Origin of the sequence: Leifsonia sp. 563 (assembly GCF_040545055.1) — a bacterium.
Taxonomy (GTDB): Bacteria; Actinomycetota; Actinomycetes; order Actinomycetales; family Microbacteriaceae; genus Leifsonia.
This window is the reverse complement of sequence record NZ_JBEPLE010000001.1, coordinates 38,096-56,375: the sequence shown is the minus strand read 5'-3', so window position 1 is coordinate 56,375 and position 18,280 is coordinate 38,096. Positions and strand designations below refer to the sequence as shown.

Sequence of the window (18,280 nt, the reverse complement as noted above, 5' to 3'; positions counted from 1 at the left end):
CTCCCCGCCGCGCCGGCCTCACGCCCAAACGGCGTCGCACCCTCCGGCAGTGCGCGACGCCTCTCCTGGAGGACCATGTCTCGTTCCGGTCAGCGCACCAGCCCGACCAGGCCGCAGCAGCGGAAGAACCGGCACGCCAACAACGACGGACTCATCCCCGTCCTCGCCCGCAAGGTGCGCGAGGTCGAGGCGAAGGCCGCCGACGGCAAGAAGCTCGGGCCGACGAACCGCACCAAGTTCCAGGTGATCGCGTTCCTGATGCGCGAGGAGCGCGCCAGGGCGAAGTCGGATCCGGACCTCAGCGACGCCGCACGTGCGGAGCAGCTGAAGCGCCTCGACGGCATCGCGACCATCCTGGCGAAGACGGCGGCGCGCGACACGTCCCTGATCTCGCTGCTCGAGAGCGAGTCGCCCTCGACGGCTACCGCGCAGAAGATGCGCCGTGACTGGCTCCTGGAGTCGGGAACCGAGCTCTCGCCCGACGACCTGATCATCACGATCGAGCGCCCGGTCACCAAGCAGGACAGCGTCATCCCGCCCGAGCTGGCGGAGAAGCAGGTCGTTCCGCCGTCGGTGAAGGCGCGCCAGCTGTCCAACCCGTTCCTCGCGCCGGACTTCTCCCGCCTCAGCGCATCCGCGCCGACGCCGCGCCGCCGGCTCGACTCGTGGGAGCTGCTCGGTCCGCTGTTCAAGTCGTTCGAGTACGGCGCCGGAGGCCAGGCGGCCAGCATGGACCTGCCGCCCGCCCCGCTGCTCGACCGCTACTCCCCGCAGGGACTCGAGCTGATGCACCACCAGTCGCGCTTCATCGAGAGCGTGCGCCTCGGCCACCGCAGTTTCCTGCTCGCGGATGAGCCGGGTCTCGGCAAGACGGCGCAGTCCGTCCTCGCCGCCTCGGTCGCCGGGGCGTATCCGCTGCTCGCCGTCGTTCCCAACGTCGTCAAGATGAACTGGGCGCGCGAGGTCGAGCGTTGGACTCCGCAGCGTCGCGCAACGGTCATCCACGGCGACGGTGAGGGCCTCGACGCCTTCGCGGACATCGTCATCGTCAACTACGAGGTGCTGGATCGGCACCTCTCCTGGCTGAGCACGCTCGGCTTCAAGGGGATGGTCGTCGACGAGGCGCACTTCATCAAGAACCTGCACTCGCAGCGTTCGCGCCTGGTGCTGGGGCTGGCCGACGCCATCCGCTCGACCACGCCCGACCCGCTGATGATCGCCCTGACCGGTACCCCGCTGATCAACGACATCGACGACTTCAAGGCGATCTGGCAGTTCCTCGGCTGGATCGACGGCAACAAGCCGACCGCCACCCTCATGGAGCACCTGGAGGAGACCGGGCTGACCCCCGCCGACTTCGGCTTCTACGCCGCCGCCCGCGAGGCCGTCATCGACATGGGCATCGTGCGCCGGCGCAAGCTCGACGTCGCGGCCGACCTGCCGAGCCGTCGCGTCGTGGACCTGCCGGTCGAGCTCGACGACGAACTCGGGCGTTCGATCCGCCAGGCGGAGAAGGACCTCGCCGCCCGGCTCGTCACGCGCTACCAGCGCGCGGCGGCCGCCGGTCGGCCGGACGGCTTCGAAGGCGACGACGAGGCGCACAAGAAGCACCTCATCCGGCTGGTCGCGCAGTCCGAGCTGGAGGACTCGAAGTCGGCCAAGTCCGGCGAGAACGTCTTCACGATGGTCCGCCGGATCGGCCAGGCGAAGGCCGGCCTCGCGTCGGACTACACGGCCCAGCTCGCCCGCTCGGTCGGCAAGGTGGTGTTCTTCGCCAAGCACATCGACGTGATGGATGCGGCGGAGGAGGCCTTCGCGGCCCGCGACCTGAAGACGATCTCGATCCGCGGCGACCAGTCCGCGCTGTCACGGCAGAAGGAGATCGACGCGTTCAACAACGACCCGGAGGTCGCGGTCGCGGTCTGCTCGCTCACAGCGGCGGGCGTCGGCCTGAACCTCCAGGCCGCGTCGAACGTCGTGCTCGCCGAGCTGTCATGGACGGCGGCGGAGCAGACTCAGGCGATCGACCGCGTTCACCGCATCGGTCAGGAGGAGCCGGTCACGGCGTGGCGGATCATCGCGGCGCAGACGATCGACTCGAAGATCGCCGAGCTCATCGACGCCAAGCAGGGACTCGCCGCGCGCGCCCTCGACGGCAGCGATGTCGAGGTCGGCTCGGCCGACTCCGTGCAGCTCGACGCCCTCATCCACCTGCTGACGGACGCCCTCGCCTGACCTCACACCGCCGGCTCCTGAGTTTTTCGCGTCCCAGACGCCGATTCGGCCGAAAAAGTCAGGAGCTGTCGGCTAGGCGATCTCGGCGTCGTCGGGGTCGATCGGCACCGGGCGGTCGTCGTCGGGGAGCAGTTCGTCGTCCTCGTCGTCGACCACCGGCACGTCCTCCGGGTCGTGGATGACGGGCTCCGGCTCGTAGTCGGTCTCCTGCGCCTCGCGGAAGTCGTCGAGGTCCTCGTCGTCTCGGTACTCACGTCCTCTGGGGTCGCTCATGCCCCCACGGTACAGCGGCCTGCTGCGGGCGTGAAGGGTGGTCTCACTCCAGCTCGAAGACGAAGAACGCGCCGCGGTCGTCGTGCTCGATCCTGGCCGCTCCCCGGAAGTCGGCGAAGTCGTCCGTCCCGGTGCCCGGCACGATGTTCCCGAAGGCAGAGCTGTCTCCGGGATGCTGCAGCGCGCCGTGGTGGACGGTGAACGAGCCTGCCCTCCCGTCCTCCAGCCGGCCGGTGATCCGCTCGGCGGCGAGGTAGCCGCGCCCGCCCTCCTCGGTGCCGGAGGAGACGAAGTGCGCGACGGACTCGCCCACCAGTCCCTCGGTGTAGGTCTTCCGCATGACGACGGCGCCCACCCAGTCGCCGTCGATGCCCGGCAGGTCGGCCGGCTCCCAGCCGGTGACATCGAAGCGGGCGGTGATCGTCTCTGAGGTCATGCGTTCACCGTAGGGGCTGCGGCGGGCGGCCCGCTTGAAATTTCGCGACAGACGAATTGTGGGCTAGACAGGGGATATGCCCCACCACTCCCAGACCGAGATCGAGCGCAAGTACGACGTCGACGCCGAGGCGCAGCATCCTCAGCTCGTCGGCGTCGGCACGATCGCGGTGCAGGGGGAGCCCGAGCGGCACGAGCTCGTCGCCACCTATTTCGACACGGACGACTTCGCACTCGCCCAGCACCGGACCGCGGTCCGCGTGCGCCGTGGCGGCCACGACGCCGGCTGGCACGTCAAGCTGCCCGCCGAGGAGGGCCGCACCGAGCTGCACTGGGACCTCACGGAGGGCGACGAGCCGCCCGCCGAGCTGCGGCAGCACCTGCGCGAGCTGATCGGCGACGAACCGCTCGTCCCGATCGCCCGGGTCACGAACGAGCGCGACAGCGTCCTGCTGCAGGATGCTGCCGGCTTCGAGGTCGCCGAGCTCACCGACGACCACGTCCGGAGCGAGAACCTCCGGACCGGCGCGACGCAGGAGTGGCGCGAGTGGGAGGTGGAGCTCCTGAGCGGGGCCCCCGACACCCGTCAGCGCCGCAACGCCCTCCTCGACGAGATCGAGGAGCACCTGCTCGCGGCGGGAGCCCGGCCGTCGGCCAGCTCGTCCAAGCTGCAGCGCGCCCTCGGCCTCTGACACCCGAACGGTCTACCCGGCCCGTTTACCACCCGTCGCGCTCAGCGTCCAGTGCGATTTTGTGCAGGCCGGGGCATCCGGGCATGATTCAGGGAACGCCTTGAGAAACGGAGCAGCATGAAGATCGGCATCCTCACCAGCGGCGGCGACTGTCCGGGCCTGAACGCGGTGATCCGCGGCGCGGTCCTGAAGGGCGACCGCGTGTACCGCTCCGAGTTCGCCGGCTTCCGTTACGGCTGGCGCGGTGTGGTCGACGGCGACATCATGCCGCTCGACCGTCACAGCGTCCGCGGCCTGTCCCGCCAGGGCGGCACCATCCTCGGCTCCAGCCGCACCAACCCGTTCGAGGGCGACAAGGGCGGCCCCGAGAACATCCAGCGGATGATGGATGAGAACGGCATCGACGCGATCATCGCCATCGGCGGCGAGGGCACCCTGACGGCCGCACGCCGTCTCACCGACGCCGGGCTCAAGATCGTCGGCGTCCCGAAGACCATCGACAACGACCTGGCCGCCACCGACTACTCGTTCGGCTTCGACACGGCCGTCGAGATCGCCACCGAGGCGATCGACCGCCTCCGCACCACCGCCGAGTCGCACCAGCGCTGTATGGTCGTCGAGGTCATGGGCCGTCACGTCGGCTGGATCGCCCTGCACTCGGGCATGGCGGGCGGCGCCCACGCCATCCTCATCCCGGAGCAGCCGCAGTCGATCGAGCAGATCTGCGAATGGGTCGAGTCGGTCCGCGACCGCGGCCGTGCGCCCGTCATCGTCGTGTCGGAGGGCTTCCACCTCGACACGATGGAGGAGGCGCACTCGCACAAGGGACTGGACGCGTTCAACCGGCCGCGCCTCGGCGGCATCGGCGAGATGCTCGCCCCGATGATCGAGGAGCGCACCGGAATCGAGTCGCGGGCGACCGTGCTCGGCCACATGCAGCGCGGCGGCGTCCCGAGCGCTTACGACCGCGTCCTCGCCACCCGCCTCGGCATGGCGGCGGTGGATGCGGTGTACGAGGGTCGCTGGGGCTCCATGGTGTCGCTGCGCGGCACCGACGTCGTCAACGTCTCGATCGCCGACGCGACCGGCGGTCTGAAGACCGTGCCGCCCGCGCGCTACGAGGAGGCCGCGCTCCTCTTCGGCTGAGCGCTCGCTGCACCTGTGGCTCTCTCCCTGCTGTTCCGGGGGTGTCGGGGCTAGGCTCCGTGCTACCAGAGGGAAGGAGCCCGTCCGTGCCGCGTTTCGTCCAGTTCGATGAGTTCGGCTCCCGCGACTACCTGCACGTGGTGGAGCGGGAGAGACCGTGGCCGGGTCCCGGCCAGGTGCTGGTCCGCGTGATGGCGGCCGGGCTCAATCCGATGGATGTGAAGGCGTACCGCGACGAGCGGGCCGCCGCGCACATGGGCGTGACGCTGCCGAGCGGGATCGGACAGGACTTCGCCGGGTTCGTCGAGGAGATCGGTGACGGCGTAACGCGGTTCGAGCTCGGTCAGGCCGTGCTCGGCACGGCGCCGTTCTCCTCCATCGCCGACTTCGTGGTGGTGCCGGAGGACGGGCAGGTGATCGCGAAACCCGATCCGCTGACGTTTGAGGTGGCCGGTTCGCTCGGCGTCGTCGGCCGGACGGCGTTCGCCACGGTGCGCGCTCTGGGCATCCGCGAGCGCGACACGGTGCTGGTGAGCGCTGCAGCGGGCGGGGTCGGCGTGCTCGCCGCCCAGCTGGTCGTCCGCGCGGGGGCGACGGTGATCGGCACGGCGAGCGAGGAGAACCACGAGTTCCTCGAGTCGCTCGGCGTCATCCCGGTGACCTACGGCGACGGCCTCGCCGAGCGCGTGCGCGACGTCCTCGACGACGACCGTGTGACCGCGGTGCTCGACAACCACGGCCCGGAGACGATCGAGGCGGCGCTGGAACTCGGTGTGCCGATCGAACGCGTCAACTCCATCGCGGTCTTCGGGCCGGAGGCGCGCGGAGCGCAGAACGTCGGCGGGCACGCCGCCACCAACGACGACCTCGCCGAGCTCGCCGACCTGCTCGCCGAGAACGAGCTGGTCCTGCCGATCGACTCGATCTACCCGATCGAACGGACGGTGGAGGCGTACGCGCGGCTCGAGGGCGGCCACGTGCGCGGCAAGATCGTCATCGTCACCGACTGACCGTGAAGGAGCATCCATGATCGCAGAGGACATCGCCCGGCAGCTTCGCACTGCGGGGCTGCGCTGGCAGCCGGCGTCGGGCGACACGTTCGCCATCGACCGACCGGGCATGGAGGGGGAGCGCTTCACCGTCAGCGAGATGACGATCGAGCCGCACCACTTCGACACCGGTACCATCCTCGGCTTCAACGGCACGACGGAGTGGGCGCTCGACTCGCTCGCCGTCGAGGACGCCCTGTGGATCCCGCGCGAGGACCAGCTGCGCGAACTGCTCGGCGGCACCTTCCGCCACCTCGCGCGCATGCCCGACGGCTACCGGGTGACCGTGCTGATCGAGGGGGAGGAGCGGTACTTCGAGCACGACGACGCCGCCACTGCGTACGCGCAGGCGCTGCTGTCGCTGATCGGGGCGTCGGTCTCCTAGCGGTGCCGGTTCGCCGATGCGAGCTCGAGGTGGAGCAGCGGATACGGACGACCGGCCTCGTCGGTCGCGCTCCGACCGACGAGGCCGAAGCCTCGGGAGCGGTAGAAACCGGCGGCTGACGCGTTCTGCTCGTTGACGTCGACGCGGACGACGCCGTGGTCGCGGATCGCGTGATCGAGAAGCGCCGTGCCGATCCCGCCGCCGCGCTCGGCCGCATCCACGAAGAGCATCTCCAGCGTGCCGTCGAGCACACCCGAGAAGCCGACGGGACGGCCGTCCCGGTCGGCGACCGACAGCGTGACGGCGGGGAAGTAGTCGGATGCCAGCCGTGCCTCGATCTCGTCGCGGTCGGTCGCCGAGAGGAAGTCGTGCGTCGCATCCACGGCTCGTCGCCAGATCGCCACGAGAGCCGGGTACTCGGCTACCCCGACGGAGGCCCGGATGCTCACAGGCGCCGCGGTGGATTCGGACATCAGCAGGCTCCCTTCGGCTGGTACCGATCTTCCAGCCTAGTGAGCGACCGGCGCGGGCGTCGGCGAGAGGATGCCCGCATCCAGCTCGGCGATACTGCGGGCGCCCGCGAGACCGAGGGTGATGTCGAGCTCGGCGATCGTGTTGCGCAGCAGCTCCCGCACGCCCGCCTCGCCGGCGACCGCGAGAGCGTAGGCGTAAGGCCGGCCGATCGCGACGGCACGGGCGCCGAGCGCGAGGGCGATCACCGCATCCGCACCGCCGCGGATGCCGCTGTCGAAGATCACCGGCACCCGTCCGTCGACCGCCGCCACGACACCGGGCAGTGCATCGAGCGCCGCCACCTCGCCGTCGATCTGGCGGCCGCCGTGGTTCGAGACCTGGACGGCATCCGCCCCGGCGTCGAGGGCACGCCGGGCGTCGTCGGGATGCAGCACGCCCTTCAGCACGATCGGCAGCCGGGTGCGCTCGCGGAGGAACGCCAGGTCGTCCCAGGTCAGCGACGGGTCGGCGAACACGTCGAGGAACGTCTCGACCGCGGCGAGCGGCTCTCCCGACCGCAGCTTCTCGCGCAGCGGCCCGGGATGGTGGCGCAGCATGCTGGCGAAGGCCGCGACCGCAGCCGGGGTCGGCGTCGGGCGCGGCCCGGACGCGACGGCCGCCCGCTCGCGCACCAGCTGCTGGAACACCGGATCGGAGGTGTACTGCGCGATCCCCAGACCCCGGCTAAACGGAAGGTAGCCGAGGGCGAGGTCGCGCGGTCGCCAGCCGAGCACATGCGTGTCCAGCGTGACCACGATCGCCTCGCATCCCGAGCGCTCCGCCCGCTCGACGAGGCTCGCCACCAGGTCGCGCGACGAACTCCAGTACAGCTGGAACCAGCGGGATGCGGCGGGCGCCACGTCCGCCATGGCGCCGACGACCTCCTCCATCGGCTGCGACGCCTGGTTCGAGAGCACGGCCGGCACGCCGAGGGCGGCGGCGGCGCGGGCCGCTGCCGCATCCCCTCCGCGCCGGGCGAGCTCCAGCACGCCGATCGGGGCGAGCAGCAGCGGCGTCGGCCGCCGGACGCCGAACAGCTCGACGGAGAGGTCGCGCGCCGACACGTCGCGCAGGACGCGCGGGACGATGCGCCGCCGCCGGAACGCCTCCGTGTTGGCGTCCGCCGTGCGCTCAAGGCCGGCGGAGCCGGCGATGTACGCGAACGCCGCGCGACTCAGCCGCCGTTGCGCCGCCCGCTCGAGCTGGGCGTATCCCACGGGGATGCGCGGGCGACGGCCGGCGACACCGTCGCGGTAGATCTCGGACTGGGCGTCGCGCCCGGCGCTGCTCATGCCTCCTATCCTCCGCCCGGACCCGATGAATCCGGTTGACGCAACACGCCGTCGGCAAGCGCCGCTGGGCGGCGTGTTGCGTCAACTCGATCGGCGGAGAGGGGTCAGCGGCGGCGGGGGCGCTTGCGGGAGGGCGGCGTGCGCTTGGCGGAGGGGGTGCGGCCGCCAGAGGGGGCGCGCGTACCGGCGGCCTTGCGGCCGTCCGCCGCCTCGCGCGCGGCGACCTCCGGGTTGCGCGAGCTGTGCGCCGTGCGCCCCCGCACGACGCCGATGAAGTCGTCGACCAGTCGATGCTGCCCCTCGCGCGGCCAGGTCAGGCCGATGCGGCTCTGCGGGCCGTCTTCGAGGGGGAGGGCCACCACGTCCTTCCGACGGAGGGCCTTCGCGACCGATGCGGGCAGCAGCGCGATGCCGTCGGCGGCGGCGACGCTCCGCATGAACGCCTCCGACGGCTCGCCGGCAACCCGGGGCTCGCCCTCGAGGTCGGCGAGGTGAAGGTGCTCCTCGAGGGTGAGCAGGTGCTCGTGGTGCACGACCACGACGACATCCTCCGCGTACAGGGGGATGAGGTGGCGGTCGTCGTCCGCCTCGGCGTCGCGGGCGAACACCATGTCCGCTTCTCCGGCCGCGAGCACGCCGAGCGGATCGTCGCTGGGCCGCACCACCAGCTCCACGTCGGGGTGGCGCTGCTCGAACGCGCGCGTCCACTTGCCGACGGTGACACCGAGCGGGAAGGCGATCGCGAAGCGGGAGGACACCTGACGAGGGTAGCGAACGGTAGCCTGGAGCACATGAAGGCGCAGACCATGAAACCGGCCACAGCGGCCAAGAAGCTCGGCATCTACCTGCCGGCGGCGCCCGACGACTTCCGCGACCGCGAGATCAGCCGGACCGAGCTGGATGCGCTGAACGCCGAGCCGCCGGAGTGGCTGCAGACCCTGCGCGCCGAGGGTCCGCATCCCCGCGACGTGGTGGCACGCAAACTCGGCGTCTCGAACTCGGGCCTCGCCCGCGGCGGGGTGACCGAGGCCCTGACCACCGCCCAGATCAAGGACCTCCTGGCCGATCCGCCGCAGTGGCTGGTCGACGAGCGGGCGACGCAGGCGGCGGTTCGCGCCGAGAACGCGCGGGTCAAGCAGCGCGATGCCGAGCGGGCGGCCCGGCGCGCGGCCGAAGAGGAGTAGGCGGGGTGGAGTAGGCGGGAGCGTTATGCTCCGCGCGGCTCCGGGGTGCCGTCCGGCGTGCGGTTCGCCGAGCGGGCGGCACGCGCGATCGTCTCCGGCCCGGTGACCAGCGCGCGCCGCCACGGCGCGACACCGTCGATCTCGACCTGCAGCGAGAAGCTGAGGATGGTGCGGATCAGCACGATGATCCCGAGCACCACCGCATCCGTCAGCGACGGCGTCGACGTAACGGTCTTGACCAGGTCGGCCGCGACGAGGATCTCGAGACCCAGCAGGATGACGCCGCCGAAGCTCTCCCGCAGTGTCCGGAACGCCGCAGCGCCGCTGCGCTGACGCCGCCAGGCGACCAGCGACAGGCCGATCGCGACCACCAGGCCGATCGCCATCGCGGCGACACCGGCGAACTCGAACGCCGTGCCGGTCGCTTCGAACAACGCGTGCGCATCCATGTGCTCATGGTGCCACGTAGAATTCTCCGGTGCCTCCCGAAACCCCGGCGTCCTCCGGCCTCGACCCCGACGAACTCGCCGTCACCCTCCGCGTCCTCGGACAGCTGCACGAGCTGGACCAGGAGCATCCCGACTACGTGACCGTACGCCGGGCGACCGCGCACATGTTCAAGGCGTCGAAGCAGGCCAGGAAGCGGCAGCTTCGCGAGCAGGTGCAGGCGGCCGACCGCGCCGTCATCGCCGCGACTGCCACCGGTGCTCCCGACCGCATCGACGACGAGACGCGCGGGCGCGAGTTGACCTCGGGCACGACCGCATCCCACACCGCCGGAACCCTCATCACGCCGCGCGCCTGCTACATCTGCAAGCAGGACTACACGCAGGTCGACTGGTTCTACCACCAGCTGTGCCCGTCGTGCGCGGCCTTCAGCCACGCCAAGCGCAACGCGACCACCGACCTGACCGGCAAGCGCGCGCTGCTCACCGGCGGCCGGGCCAAGATCGGCATGCACATCGCCCTCCGGCTGCTCCGCGACGGCGCCCACCTCACCATCACCACCCGGTTCCCGCGGGATGCGGTGCGCCGGTTCTCGCGGCTGCCCGACGCCGGGCGCTGGATCGACCGGCTCCGGGTCGTCGGCATCGACCTCCGCGACCCGGCGCAGGTCATCGCGCTGGCCGACTCGGTCGCCGAGCGCGGACCCCTCGACATCCTGATCAACAACGCCGCGCAGACCGTCCGTCGCTCGCCCGGGGCGTACTCCCTGCTGGCCGAGGCGGAGACGCAGCCGCTTCCCGACGGTCCGCTGCCGGAGCTCGAGACGTTCGGGCACACCGCCGACCCGCATCCCCTCGCCCTGGAGCGCTCGGTCGCGGCGCACCCGCTGCTGTCGGCGGCTGACGTCCGCGGCACGATCGCCGAGGTCGCCGGCGCGGCCGCGCTCACAGCGGACGACCTGGCGGCGGTCGCGATGGCCGCCGGTTCGTCGTCCCTTGAGAAGCATGCGGACGGCACCGCCATCGACGCGGGCGGGCTCGTCCCCGACGTCGCGCACGTGAACAGCTGGACGCAGAACATCGGAGCGATCGACGCGCTTGAGCTGCTCGAGGTGCAGCTGTGCAACCAGACCGCTCCCTTCATCCTGATCGACCGGCTGCGTCCCTCCCTCGCCGCCGCCAGGCGGTCGTACATCGTCAACGTGTCGGCGATGGAGGGTGTCTTCGGCCGCCGCTACAAGGGGCCGGGTCACCCGCACACGAACATGTCGAAGGCCGCACTCAACATGCTCACGCGCACGAGCGCCGGCGAGATGTTCGAGACCGACGGCATCCTCATGACGAGCGTCGACACGGGATGGATCACCGACGAGCGCCCGCACCACACGAAGGTGCGGCTCGCGGAGGAGGGCTTCCACGCCCCGCTCGACCTGGTCGACGGCGCCGCCCGCGTCTACGACCCGATCGTCCGCGGAGAGGCCGGAGAGGACCTGCACGGCGTCTTCCTCAAGGACTACCGTGCCTCGGCCTGGTGAGCGCTACGCTGACGACGAAGGCATGAGCGGAAGGATGCCGATGTCGAGCACTCCCGACCAGCAGCTTTCCCCCGTGCCCGGTCAGGCGCGGCCCACCCCGAAACGGGCGAAGGGCGGCGCGCTCCGGCACTGGCTGCTCACGGGACTGGTGGATGAGCGCGGCACCCAGCAGGGACCGCACGGCCGCAACCCCGAACGCACCCACCCGTGGTGGCAGGTCATGTGCCTCACCGGTGTCGACTACTTCTCCACCCTCGGCTACCAGCCCGCCATCGCGGCGCTCGCCGCCGGCCTCATCTCGCCGTTCGCGACGCTGGTGCTCGTCGCCCTCACCCTGCTCGGCGCGCTGCCGGTCTACCGCCGGGTCGCTCGCGAGAGCTTCAAGGGCTCCGGTTCCATCGCCATGCTGGAGCGGCTGCTGCCGTGGTGGGCGGGCAAGCTGCTGGTGCTCGTGCTGTTGGGCTTCGCGGCGACCGACTTCATGATCACGATCACGCTGTCGGCGGCGGACGCCTCGGCGCACGCGATCGAGAACCCGTACGCGCCGGACTGGTTCCACGGCAACAACGTGCTGATCACGCTGTTCCTGCTCGCGCTGCTGGGCGCCGTGTTCCTCAGGGGATTCAAGGAGGCGATCGGCATCGCGGTGGTGCTGGTCGCCGTATACCTCGCGCTCAACGTCGTCGTGGTCGGCGTTTCCATCGTCCAGGTGTTCGTGCATCCGACCGCCGTCACCGACTGGTCGGAGGCGCTGTTCCAACAGAACGGCAACCCGCTCGTCATCGTCGGGGTCGCGCTGCTCGTGTTCCCGAAGCTCGCGCTCGGCCTCTCCGGCTTTGAGACCGGCGTCGCCGTGATGCCGCAGATCAAGGGACGGCCGGACGACGATCCCGCCTACCCGAAGGGCCGCATCCGTGGCGCGGGGCGGCTGCTCACCACGGCGGCCATCATCATGAGCGTCTTCCTGATCACGTCGAGCTTCACCACGACGCTGCTCATCCCGCAGCGCGAGTTCCAGCCCGGCGGACAGGCCAACGGCCGTGCGCTGGCGTACCTCGCGCACGAGTACCTGGGCAACCGCTTCGGCACGGTCTACGACATCTCGACCATCCTCATCCTCTGGTTCGCGGGTGCCTCCGCTATGGCCGGCCTGCTCAACCTGGTGCCGCGCTACCTTCCGCGGTACGGGATGGCGCCGCAGTGGGCGCGCGCGGTGCGTCCGCTGGTGCTCGTCTTCACCGCCATAGCGTTCCTCATCACGCTGGTCTTCGAGGCGAGCGTGGATGCGCAGGGTGGCGCCTACGCGACCGGCGTGCTGGTGCTCATCACGTCCGCCTCCCTCGCGGTTACGCTGTCGGCGCGGCGCAAGCGGCAGCGGAAGCGCATGGTCGCGTTCGGCATCATCACGGCGATCTTCGTCTACACGACGGTGGACAACATCATCGAGCGGCCGGACGGCCTCCGGATCGCGACCCTGTTCATCCTCGCCATCCTGATCGTGTCGATCGTGTCGCGCATCGGCCGGTCGTTCCAGCTGCGCGCCACCTCCGTCACGTTCGATGTGACGGCCCTCGACTTCATCCTCGAGGACGCGGAGGAGGGCGAGATCCGGATCATCTCGCACGAGCCCGACGTCGACACGGACAAGGAGTACGCGCAGAAGAACAAGGACGAGCGGAAGTTCAGCCACATCCCGCAGCGGTCGCGCACCATCTTCCTCGAGGTGCTGCCATCCGACTCCTCCGACTTCGAGGAGGACCTGGAGGTGCAGGGCGTCGTCAAGCACGGCTACCGGGTGCTGCAGGTGCGGAGCGGCAACGTGCCGAACACCATCGCGGCCGTGCTGCTGGAGATGCGCGACATCACCGGTGTGGTGCCGGCGATCTACTTCGAGTGGACGGAGGGCAACCCGATCTCGAACATGTTCCGCTACCTGATCACCGGCGTCGGAGAGGTCGCTCCCGTCACGCGCGAGGTGCTGCGGGAGGCCGAGAAGGACGTCAAGCGGCGCCCGGCCGTGCACGTGTCCTGAGCGCCACGTGTCCTGAGCGCCACGTGTCCTGAGCGCGGCTACTCGACCGCGAACTCCAGCCAGGCGAGGCCGCGCAGGTCGAGACAGAGGCGGCCGGCCCGCTCCGACGCGACCGCCAGCACGTCGCCGCAGACCGAGCAGCGCACGACGAGGCCGTGCTCGTCCAGGTAGACGCGACCGCGCGCGACGACCGATTCGTCGCCGCAGTTGCCGCAACAGCCGACCGCGGTGGTGACATCGGCCGCGAAGACCTCCGACAGCATCCCGGCCGCGGCGTTCCCGTCGAGGAAGTCCTGATCCGTCATGGCGTGCCTCCGATGCCGCCGTAGCGTTCGGTGCGGATGCGCGCCGCCTCGTGACCCGCGTCGACGAGCCAGCCGGAGACCGCCTCGACGAACGGCGTGGAGCCGCAGATGAAGAAGGTGGGGGAGTCGGAGGCCGGGATGGTGCGACGCATGAGGCCTTCGGCGGTGAGGCGGGCGGGCGCCGGTGCGCCCTCCGGAGCCTGCCGCGTGTAGACGTAGTCGAGCTGGAGCGGCGATGCCGTGTCGGCGGCCAGCGCCGAGAGTTCATCCGAGTAGTACCCGGAGGCGGGGGAGCGCAGCGAGTAGAGCATCCGGAACGGCGCAGGACTCGCGGCGGCGGCGTGCGCCCGCGCCATCGACATGAGCGGGACGACGCCCGAACCGCCGGCGATCAGCTGCACCGGCGTCGTGTCGCCGTCGCGCCAGACGAACCAGCCGCCGACCGGTCCGCGCACCTCCAGCTGGTCGCCGTCGGCGAGGTCGCGGACGAGGTAGGGGGAGACTTCGCCGTCGGCGAGCTCCTCCACCGTCAGTTCCAGCTCGTCGTCGGGGAGGTCATGCGGTTCGATGGCTCCGCGTCCGCCGCCGGAGGCGATCGAGTACGACCGGACCGCCTGGTAGCCGTCGGGCGCCGTCAACCGGATGTCGACGTGCTGCCCCGCGAGGTGGCCGTGCAATCCGGGGATGCGCAGCCGGATGGTGCGGGCCGTCGGGGTCTCCATCCGCGTGGCGACGACGTCGGCCACCCGCCATACGCTGCTCACCAGTAGCGCTGTTCCTTCCAGGGGTCGCCGTACATGTTGTAGCCGTTCTGCTCCCAGAAGCCGGGCTGGTCCTGAGGGAGCATCTGCAGCCCGTTGACCCACTTGGCGCTCTTCCAGAAGTACAGGTGCGGCACGAGGAGCCGGGCGGGACCGCCGTGCTCGGGCTCGAGGTCCTTGCCGTCGAAGCTGTGCGCGACCCACGCCTTGCCGCCGAGCAGGTCGGCGAGCGGGACGTTGGTCGTGTAGCCGCCGTAGCTGTGGGCCATCGTGTACTCGAAGCTGGTGTCGACATCCTTGAACAGAGTGTCCAGCGCCACACCGCGCCACGACGTCCCGAGCTTTGACCAGCTGGTGACGCAGTGGATGTCGGTGCTGACGTCCTCCTGCGGGAGCGCGAGGAACTCATCCCAGCTCCAGCGGTGGACGTCGCCCTTCTCGGTGGTGATGGTGAACGCCCAGTCGTCTTTGGCGATGCGGGGCGTCGGCCCGGCCGACAGCACCGGGAAGCCCTCGGTCAGATACTGACCCGGTGGCAGGCGGGGGTCGTCGGCCCTGCGACGGCCCGAAAAGCCGGAGGAGATGATTCCCATGGGGGAAGCTTATTGCCGCGCATGCCACCGGGTCTACGACGGACTCGGTGTTGTCGGGAGAGCGGTCTAGGGTGATGACATGACCGCCGTCAACCTGGGGCTCCCGCTGAGTGCGCAGCGCCAGGCCGCGCCGCCGTCGGCGCCCAGCACCGAGGGGCGGCCCGAGCATCCCGGTCTCGTCGATCGGTTCGGGCGCGTTGCACGTGACCTGCGCGTGTCGGTGACCGAGAAGTGCTCGTTGCGCTGCACGTACTGCATGCCCGCGGAGGGTCTGCCGGCGATCCCGCGCGACGACCTCCTGAGTGCGACGGAGATCGCGCGGCTCGTCGGCATCGGCGTCCGCGATCTGGGCGTGCGCGAGGTGCGGTTCACCGGCGGCGAGCCCTTGATGCGCGCCGATCTCGCCGACATCATCGGCCGTTCGGCGGCGGTGGCTCCCGGGGTGGACCTGTCGATCACGACCAACGGCATCGGACTCGACCACCGCATCCGCTCGCTCGTCGACGCCGGCCTCACCCGCGTCAACGTCTCGCTCGACACGGTCGACCGGGAGCACTTCGCCCGGCTCACCCGGCGCGACCGCCTGCCCGCCGTGCTCGCCGGAATCCACGCGGCGCACGCTGCCGGGCTCACCCCGCTGAAGCTCAACGCGGTGATGATGCGCGACACCCTCGACGACGCCCCCGACCTCCTCGCGTGGGCGCTGGAGAACGGCTGCCGGCTGCGGTTCATCGAGCAGATGCCGCTCGACGCCGACCGGTCGTGGCTGCGCGAGAACATGGTGTCGGCCGAGGAGTTGCTCTCGGTGCTGGGCGAGCGCTTCACCCTCATCGAGGCGGGTCGCGACGACCCGCACGCCCCCGCGGAGGAGTGGCTGGTCGACGGCTGGACGGTGGATGGGCTCCCCGCCACGGTCGGGATCATCGCGTCGGTCACCCGCTCGTTCTGCTCGGCCTGCGACCGCACCCGCATCACCGCCGAGGGCACTGTGCGGTCGTGCCTCTTCGGAGACGATGAGACCGACCTCCGCGGGCTGCTCCGCGGCGGGGCGGACGACGCCGAGATCGCCCGCTGGTGGCGCGCGGCCATGTGGGGAAAGCAGGCCGGTCACGGGATGGATGCGGCCGGGTTCGCCCCGCCGGTGCGGAGCATGGGGGCGATCGGTGGCTGAGGTGCTGGTGCGCTACTTCGCCGCGGCGGAGGAGGCTGCGGGGCGGCCGGAGGAGCGCGTGGAGGTCGCGGACGCGACCGTCGGAGGTCTGCAGGCCGAACTCGTGTCGCGCTACGGCGAGCCGATGGAGCGCGTGGTGCGCTCCGGTTCGTTCCTCGTCGGCGGCGTCGTCTCGCGCGACCCCTCCCGCGAGCTGACCGCCACCGTCGACGTGCTGCCGCCCTTCGCCGGCGGCTGACCCCGTCCCGTCCCTTCCCCTCCCGTCCCCGTCGCGTGCGCCCGTCCGCCCACCGTCGAGTACGCAAACTCTGCACAGAATCCGCCCCCTCAGCGTGCAAAGTTTGCGGACTCGACGGTGGGCGGAGGCCCGAGGGGGTCAGGCGGGGTAGACGGTTGCGGCGGAGGGCGGAACGTCGAGGGTGATGCGGTCGCCGACACGGAGGCGGAGGTCGGCGACGTCGGCGGGCGGCACCAGTGCGTCGAGGCGGTCGGTGCGAACGCGGACGAGGTCGGCCTGCGGCTCCAGACCGGTCACCGTCGCGTGGATGCGCTCGGGCCGGTCGCTCCCATCACCGTCGGGCAGCACGCGCACCGCGGACGGACGTACCGCCGCCAGCGCCCGAGCGCCCACCTCGACGGGCGCGACCGCGCTGCCGCGCAGTCGCATCCCGTCGCCGGTGACGAGCCCGTCGGCCGTCCGTGCCCCGGCTACCAGCGTCAGCCCCGACAGCTCAGCGGTGAAGGGGTTCCGTGGCCGTTCGAGCACCTGCCGCATCGGTCCCTGCTCGATCACGCGACCCTCGTGCATGACCGCGACCCGGTCGGCGAGGAGGTAGGCGTCCAGCGCGTCGTGCGTGACGAGGACCGTCGTGCGCCCCGCCAGCACACCGGCGAGCGTGCCTCGCAGCTCTGCGGCGACAGCGACATCCAGCGCCGACAGCGGCTCGTCGAGGAGCAGCAGTCGCGGCTCGGCGGCCAGTGCCCGCGCGACCGCGACCCGCTGCGCCTGCCCACCGGACAGCTCGGCGGGGCGCCGGTCGGCGAACTCCGCCGTCGCGGTCCGGCGCATCCACTCGTCGGCCCGCTCGCGGGCGTCGGCACGGCCGGCACCCGACGACCGGGGCCCGAAGGCCACGTTGTCGCGGACGCTGAGATGCGGGAACAGCAGGGCGTCCTGCGCGAGCAGCGCGACGCCCCGCTGATGCGGCGGCCGCCACGTGCCGGCGAGGTCGAACAGGGTATGGTCGCCGAGCGTCGCACGGCCCTCGTCGGGTCGGACGAGCCCGGCCAGCATCCCGAGCACCGTCGACTTGCCCGCGCCGTTCGGCCCGAGCAGAGCGAGCGTCTCGCCGTCGGCGACGGTGAGCTCGACCGCGACGTCCCGCGCGGCGAGCGACGCCGCCAGGTGGAGGCTCACGCCGCCCTCGCGCGAACGTCGGCATCGGCGCTCGCCCGGCGCGGACGGAGACCCTCGCCCGCGCCGTGGGCCACCGCGACCACGGCGATGGCGACGGCCACCAGCACCAGCGACAGCGCGACAGCGGCATCGGGATCGGTCTCCCGCTGCAGGTAGATCTCCAGCGGCAGCGTCCGGGTGACGCCCTGCAGACTGCCCGCGAACGTCAGGGTCGCGCCGAACTCGCCGAGCGCCCGGGCGAACGACAGGATCGACCCGGAGACGATCGCCGGAAGCACCAGCGGCAGCGTCACCCGGAACAGGACTGTGGATGGCCGGGCACCGAGCGTCGCCGCCACCGCCTCGTAGCGCTCACCGGCAGAGCGCAGTGCGCCCTCCAGGCTGAGCACCAGGAAGGGGAGGGCGACGAACGTCTGCGCGATCACCACGGCGGGCGTCGAGAAGGCCACTTCGAGCGCACCGCCGAGCAGCCCACGGCGGCCGTAGAGGGCGAGCAGCGCGAGGCCGCCCACGACCGGCGGCAGCACGAGCGGCAGCAGCACGACCGCCCGCACGACCCGGCTTCCTGTGAAGGGCACGCGGGCGAGCACGATCGCCATCGGGACGCCGAGCACCAAGCAGGCGGCGGTCGCCAGCAGCGACGTGCGCAGGCTGAGGAGGAGCGCATCCACCGACGATGGCGAGGTGATGAGGGGGATGAAGTCCGCCCAGTCGACGCGGGCCGCCATCGCGATCAACGGGAGCACGATGAACAGGCCGCCGACGGCGGCGACCACCACGATCCAGCGCGGAACGCCCAGCCGGATGCTCATCGCG

General features: G+C 71.2%; 21 protein-coding genes. 10 read left to right on the top strand and 11 right to left on the bottom strand.

The genetic code is table 11. The features are described from left to right. Positions 1-75 precede the first annotated feature (75 nt). Positions 76-2,235, top strand: coding sequence for a DEAD/DEAH box helicase (locus ABIC47_RS00270; RefSeq protein ID WP_354476266.1), 2,160 nt, complete (start codon positions 76-78; stop codon positions 2,233-2,235). Between the two features lie 72 nt (positions 2,236-2,307). On the opposite strand, the gene ABIC47_RS00265 is transcribed toward ABIC47_RS00270, so the two are convergent. Together ABIC47_RS00265 and ABIC47_RS00260 are read right to left on the bottom strand one after the other, a co-directional pair. Next, positions 2,308-2,508 (bottom strand): hypothetical protein, encoded by a 201-nt coding sequence (locus ABIC47_RS00265; RefSeq protein WP_018190396.1) that lies wholly within the window; start codon positions 2,506-2,508, stop codon positions 2,308-2,310. A 43-nt stretch (positions 2,509-2,551) separates the two neighbouring features. Continuing rightward, positions 2,552-2,944 (bottom strand): DUF3224 domain-containing protein, encoded by a 393-nt coding sequence (locus tag ABIC47_RS00260; RefSeq protein WP_020075189.1) that lies wholly within the window; start codon positions 2,942-2,944, stop codon positions 2,552-2,554. Between the two features lie 76 nt (positions 2,945-3,020). On the opposite strand from ABIC47_RS00260, the gene ABIC47_RS00255 reads away from it, so the two are divergent. The 4 genes from ABIC47_RS00255 (at position 3,021) to ABIC47_RS00240 (ending at position 6,215) form a co-directional block, all read left to right on the top strand. Further along, positions 3,021-3,635: a CYTH domain-containing protein gene (locus ABIC47_RS00255; protein WP_354476263.1), complete on the top strand. Its 615-nt coding sequence runs from the start codon at positions 3,021-3,023 to the stop codon at positions 3,633-3,635. Positions 3,636-3,752: 117 nt separating this feature from the next. After that, entirely contained in the window at positions 3,753-4,781 is a 1,029-nt protein-coding gene (locus tag ABIC47_RS00250; RefSeq protein ID WP_018190399.1) for a 6-phosphofructokinase, read from the top strand. Positions 4,782-4,867: 86 nt separating this feature from the next. Continuing rightward, positions 4,868-5,791: an NADP-dependent oxidoreductase gene (locus ABIC47_RS00245; RefSeq protein WP_354476261.1), complete on the top strand. Its 924-nt coding sequence runs from the start codon at positions 4,868-4,870 to the stop codon at positions 5,789-5,791. 16 nt (positions 5,792-5,807) lie between these two features. Then, positions 5,808-6,215, top strand: a complete 408-nt coding sequence (locus ABIC47_RS00240; RefSeq protein ID WP_354476259.1) for a cupin domain-containing protein — start codon at positions 5,808-5,810, stop codon at positions 6,213-6,215. Here ABIC47_RS00240 and ABIC47_RS00235 read toward each other — a convergent pair. The 3 genes from ABIC47_RS00235 to ABIC47_RS00225 all read right to left on the bottom strand — a co-directional run bounded on the left by ABIC47_RS00235 (position 6,212) and on the right by ABIC47_RS00225 (position 8,778). Further along, positions 6,212-6,688, bottom strand: a complete 477-nt coding sequence (locus ABIC47_RS00235; protein WP_354476257.1) for an acetyltransferase — start codon at positions 6,686-6,688, stop codon at positions 6,212-6,214. The two genes, ABIC47_RS00240 and ABIC47_RS00235, sit on opposite strands and share 4 nt — an antisense overlap. Positions 6,689-6,724: 36 nt before the next feature. Next, entirely contained in the window at positions 6,725-8,020 is a 1,296-nt protein-coding gene (locus ABIC47_RS00230) for an alpha-hydroxy-acid oxidizing protein (protein ID WP_354476255.1), read from the bottom strand. Between the two features lie 104 nt (positions 8,021-8,124). Then, complete coding sequence (locus ABIC47_RS00225; protein WP_354476253.1) at positions 8,125-8,778, bottom strand: LysR family transcriptional regulator substrate-binding protein; 654 nt, start codon at positions 8,776-8,778, stop codon at positions 8,125-8,127. 33 nt (positions 8,779-8,811) lie between these two features. Between ABIC47_RS00225 and ABIC47_RS00220 the strand changes: the two genes are divergently transcribed. After that, a complete protein-coding gene (locus ABIC47_RS00220) occupies positions 8,812-9,204 on the top strand; it encodes a DUF5997 family protein (protein ID WP_018190405.1) in 393 nt (130 codons plus the stop codon). Between the two features lie 23 nt (positions 9,205-9,227). On the opposite strand, the gene ABIC47_RS00215 is transcribed toward ABIC47_RS00220, so the two are convergent. Beyond that, positions 9,228-9,653 (bottom strand): DUF1622 domain-containing protein, encoded by a 426-nt coding sequence (locus tag ABIC47_RS00215; protein WP_018190406.1) that lies wholly within the window; start codon positions 9,651-9,653, stop codon positions 9,228-9,230. A 29-nt stretch (positions 9,654-9,682) separates the two neighbouring features. Between ABIC47_RS00215 and ABIC47_RS00210 the strand changes: the two genes are divergently transcribed. Together ABIC47_RS00210 and ABIC47_RS00205 are read left to right on the top strand one after the other, a co-directional pair. Next, positions 9,683-11,185 carry an SDR family NAD(P)-dependent oxidoreductase gene (locus tag ABIC47_RS00210; protein ID WP_354476251.1) on the top strand — a complete coding sequence of 501 codons (1,503 nt, stop codon included), beginning with the start codon at positions 9,683-9,685 and terminating at the stop codon, positions 11,183-11,185. Positions 11,186-11,225: 40 nt separating this feature from the next. Continuing rightward, on the top strand, positions 11,226-13,217 hold the full coding sequence (locus tag ABIC47_RS00205) for an APC family permease (protein WP_354476249.1): 1,992 nt from the start codon (positions 11,226-11,228) through the stop codon (positions 13,215-13,217). Positions 13,218-13,255: 38 nt separating this feature from the next. On the opposite strand, the gene ABIC47_RS00200 is transcribed toward ABIC47_RS00205, so the two are convergent. The 3 genes from ABIC47_RS00200 to ABIC47_RS00190 are packed head-to-tail and all read right to left on the bottom strand — an operon-like array spanning position 13,256 to position 14,876. Continuing rightward, entirely contained in the window at positions 13,256-13,522 is a 267-nt protein-coding gene (locus ABIC47_RS00200; protein WP_018190409.1) for a DUF6510 family protein, read from the bottom strand. Next, positions 13,519-14,268 (bottom strand): FAD-binding oxidoreductase, encoded by a 750-nt coding sequence (locus ABIC47_RS00195; RefSeq protein WP_018190410.1) that lies wholly within the window; start codon positions 14,266-14,268, stop codon positions 13,519-13,521. The genes ABIC47_RS00200 and ABIC47_RS00195 overlap by 4 nt, the downstream gene beginning before the upstream one ends. Before the next feature lie 14 nt (positions 14,269-14,282). Beyond that, entirely contained in the window at positions 14,283-14,876 is a 594-nt protein-coding gene (locus ABIC47_RS00190) for a sulfite oxidase-like oxidoreductase (RefSeq protein WP_354476247.1), read from the bottom strand. Between the two features lie 79 nt (positions 14,877-14,955). Between ABIC47_RS00190 and moaA the strand changes: the two genes are divergently transcribed. After that, entirely contained in the window at positions 14,956-16,047 is a 1,092-nt protein-coding gene (gene moaA, locus ABIC47_RS00185; RefSeq protein ID WP_354476245.1) for a GTP 3',8-cyclase MoaA, read from the top strand. Next, positions 16,040-16,285, top strand: coding sequence for a MoaD/ThiS family protein (locus tag ABIC47_RS00180; protein ID WP_020075179.1), 246 nt, complete (start codon positions 16,040-16,042; stop codon positions 16,283-16,285). The genes moaA and ABIC47_RS00180 overlap by 8 nt, the downstream gene beginning before the upstream one ends. Positions 16,286-16,423: 138 nt before the next feature. Here ABIC47_RS00180 and ABIC47_RS00175 read toward each other — a convergent pair whose 3' ends face one another. Together ABIC47_RS00175 and ABIC47_RS00170 are read right to left on the bottom strand one after the other, a co-directional pair. Further along, positions 16,424-17,464 (bottom strand): sulfate/molybdate ABC transporter ATP-binding protein, encoded by a 1,041-nt coding sequence (locus ABIC47_RS00175; RefSeq protein ID WP_354476243.1) that lies wholly within the window; start codon positions 17,462-17,464, stop codon positions 16,424-16,426. After that, the gene (locus ABIC47_RS00170) at positions 17,461-18,276 is read right to left on the bottom strand and encodes an ABC transporter permease (protein ID WP_354476241.1); all 816 of its coding nucleotides are present in this window, start codon (positions 18,274-18,276) and stop codon (positions 17,461-17,463) included. The genes ABIC47_RS00175 and ABIC47_RS00170 overlap by 4 nt, the downstream gene beginning before the upstream one ends. Positions 18,277-18,280: the final 4 nt, after the last annotated feature.

What these genes read in the sequence shown, in the direction of transcription:
- ABIC47_RS00230 (WP_354476255.1), bottom strand. Translation starts at nt 8,020, where the DNA reads ATGAGCAGCGCCGGGCGCGACGCCCAGTCCGAGATCTACCGCGACGGT.
- ABIC47_RS00190 (WP_354476247.1), bottom strand. Translation starts at nt 14,876, where the DNA reads ATGGGAATCATCTCCTCCGGCTTTTCGGGCCGTCGCAGGGCCGACGAC.
- ABIC47_RS00205 (WP_354476249.1), top strand. Translation starts at nt 11,226, where the DNA reads ATGTCGAGCACTCCCGACCAGCAGCTTTCCCCCGTGCCCGGTCAGGCG.
- ABIC47_RS00200 (WP_018190409.1), bottom strand. Translation starts at nt 13,522, where the DNA reads ATGACGGATCAGGACTTCCTCGACGGGAACGCCGCGGCCGGGATGCTG.
- ABIC47_RS00255 (WP_354476263.1), top strand. Translation starts at nt 3,021, where the DNA reads ATGCCCCACCACTCCCAGACCGAGATCGAGCGCAAGTACGACGTCGAC.
- ABIC47_RS00240 (WP_354476259.1), top strand. Translation starts at nt 5,808, where the DNA reads ATGATCGCAGAGGACATCGCCCGGCAGCTTCGCACTGCGGGGCTGCGC.
- ABIC47_RS00215 (WP_018190406.1), bottom strand. Translation starts at nt 9,653, where the DNA reads ATGGATGCGCACGCGTTGTTCGAAGCGACCGGCACGGCGTTCGAGTTC.
- ABIC47_RS00250 (WP_018190399.1), top strand. Translation starts at nt 3,753, where the DNA reads ATGAAGATCGGCATCCTCACCAGCGGCGGCGACTGTCCGGGCCTGAAC.
- ABIC47_RS00260 (WP_020075189.1), bottom strand. Translation starts at nt 2,944, where the DNA reads ATGACCTCAGAGACGATCACCGCCCGCTTCGATGTCACCGGCTGGGAG.
- ABIC47_RS00265 (WP_018190396.1), bottom strand. Translation starts at nt 2,508, where the DNA reads ATGAGCGACCCCAGAGGACGTGAGTACCGAGACGACGAGGACCTCGAC.
- ABIC47_RS00270 (WP_354476266.1), top strand. Translation starts at nt 76, where the DNA reads ATGTCTCGTTCCGGTCAGCGCACCAGCCCGACCAGGCCGCAGCAGCGG.
- moaA (WP_354476245.1), top strand. Translation starts at nt 14,956, where the DNA reads ATGACCGCCGTCAACCTGGGGCTCCCGCTGAGTGCGCAGCGCCAGGCC.
- ABIC47_RS00170 (WP_354476241.1), bottom strand. Translation starts at nt 18,276, where the DNA reads ATGAGCATCCGGCTGGGCGTTCCGCGCTGGATCGTGGTGGTCGCCGCC.
- ABIC47_RS00235 (WP_354476257.1), bottom strand. Translation starts at nt 6,688, where the DNA reads ATGTCCGAATCCACCGCGGCGCCTGTGAGCATCCGGGCCTCCGTCGGG.
- ABIC47_RS00220 (WP_018190405.1), top strand. Translation starts at nt 8,812, where the DNA reads ATGAAGGCGCAGACCATGAAACCGGCCACAGCGGCCAAGAAGCTCGGC.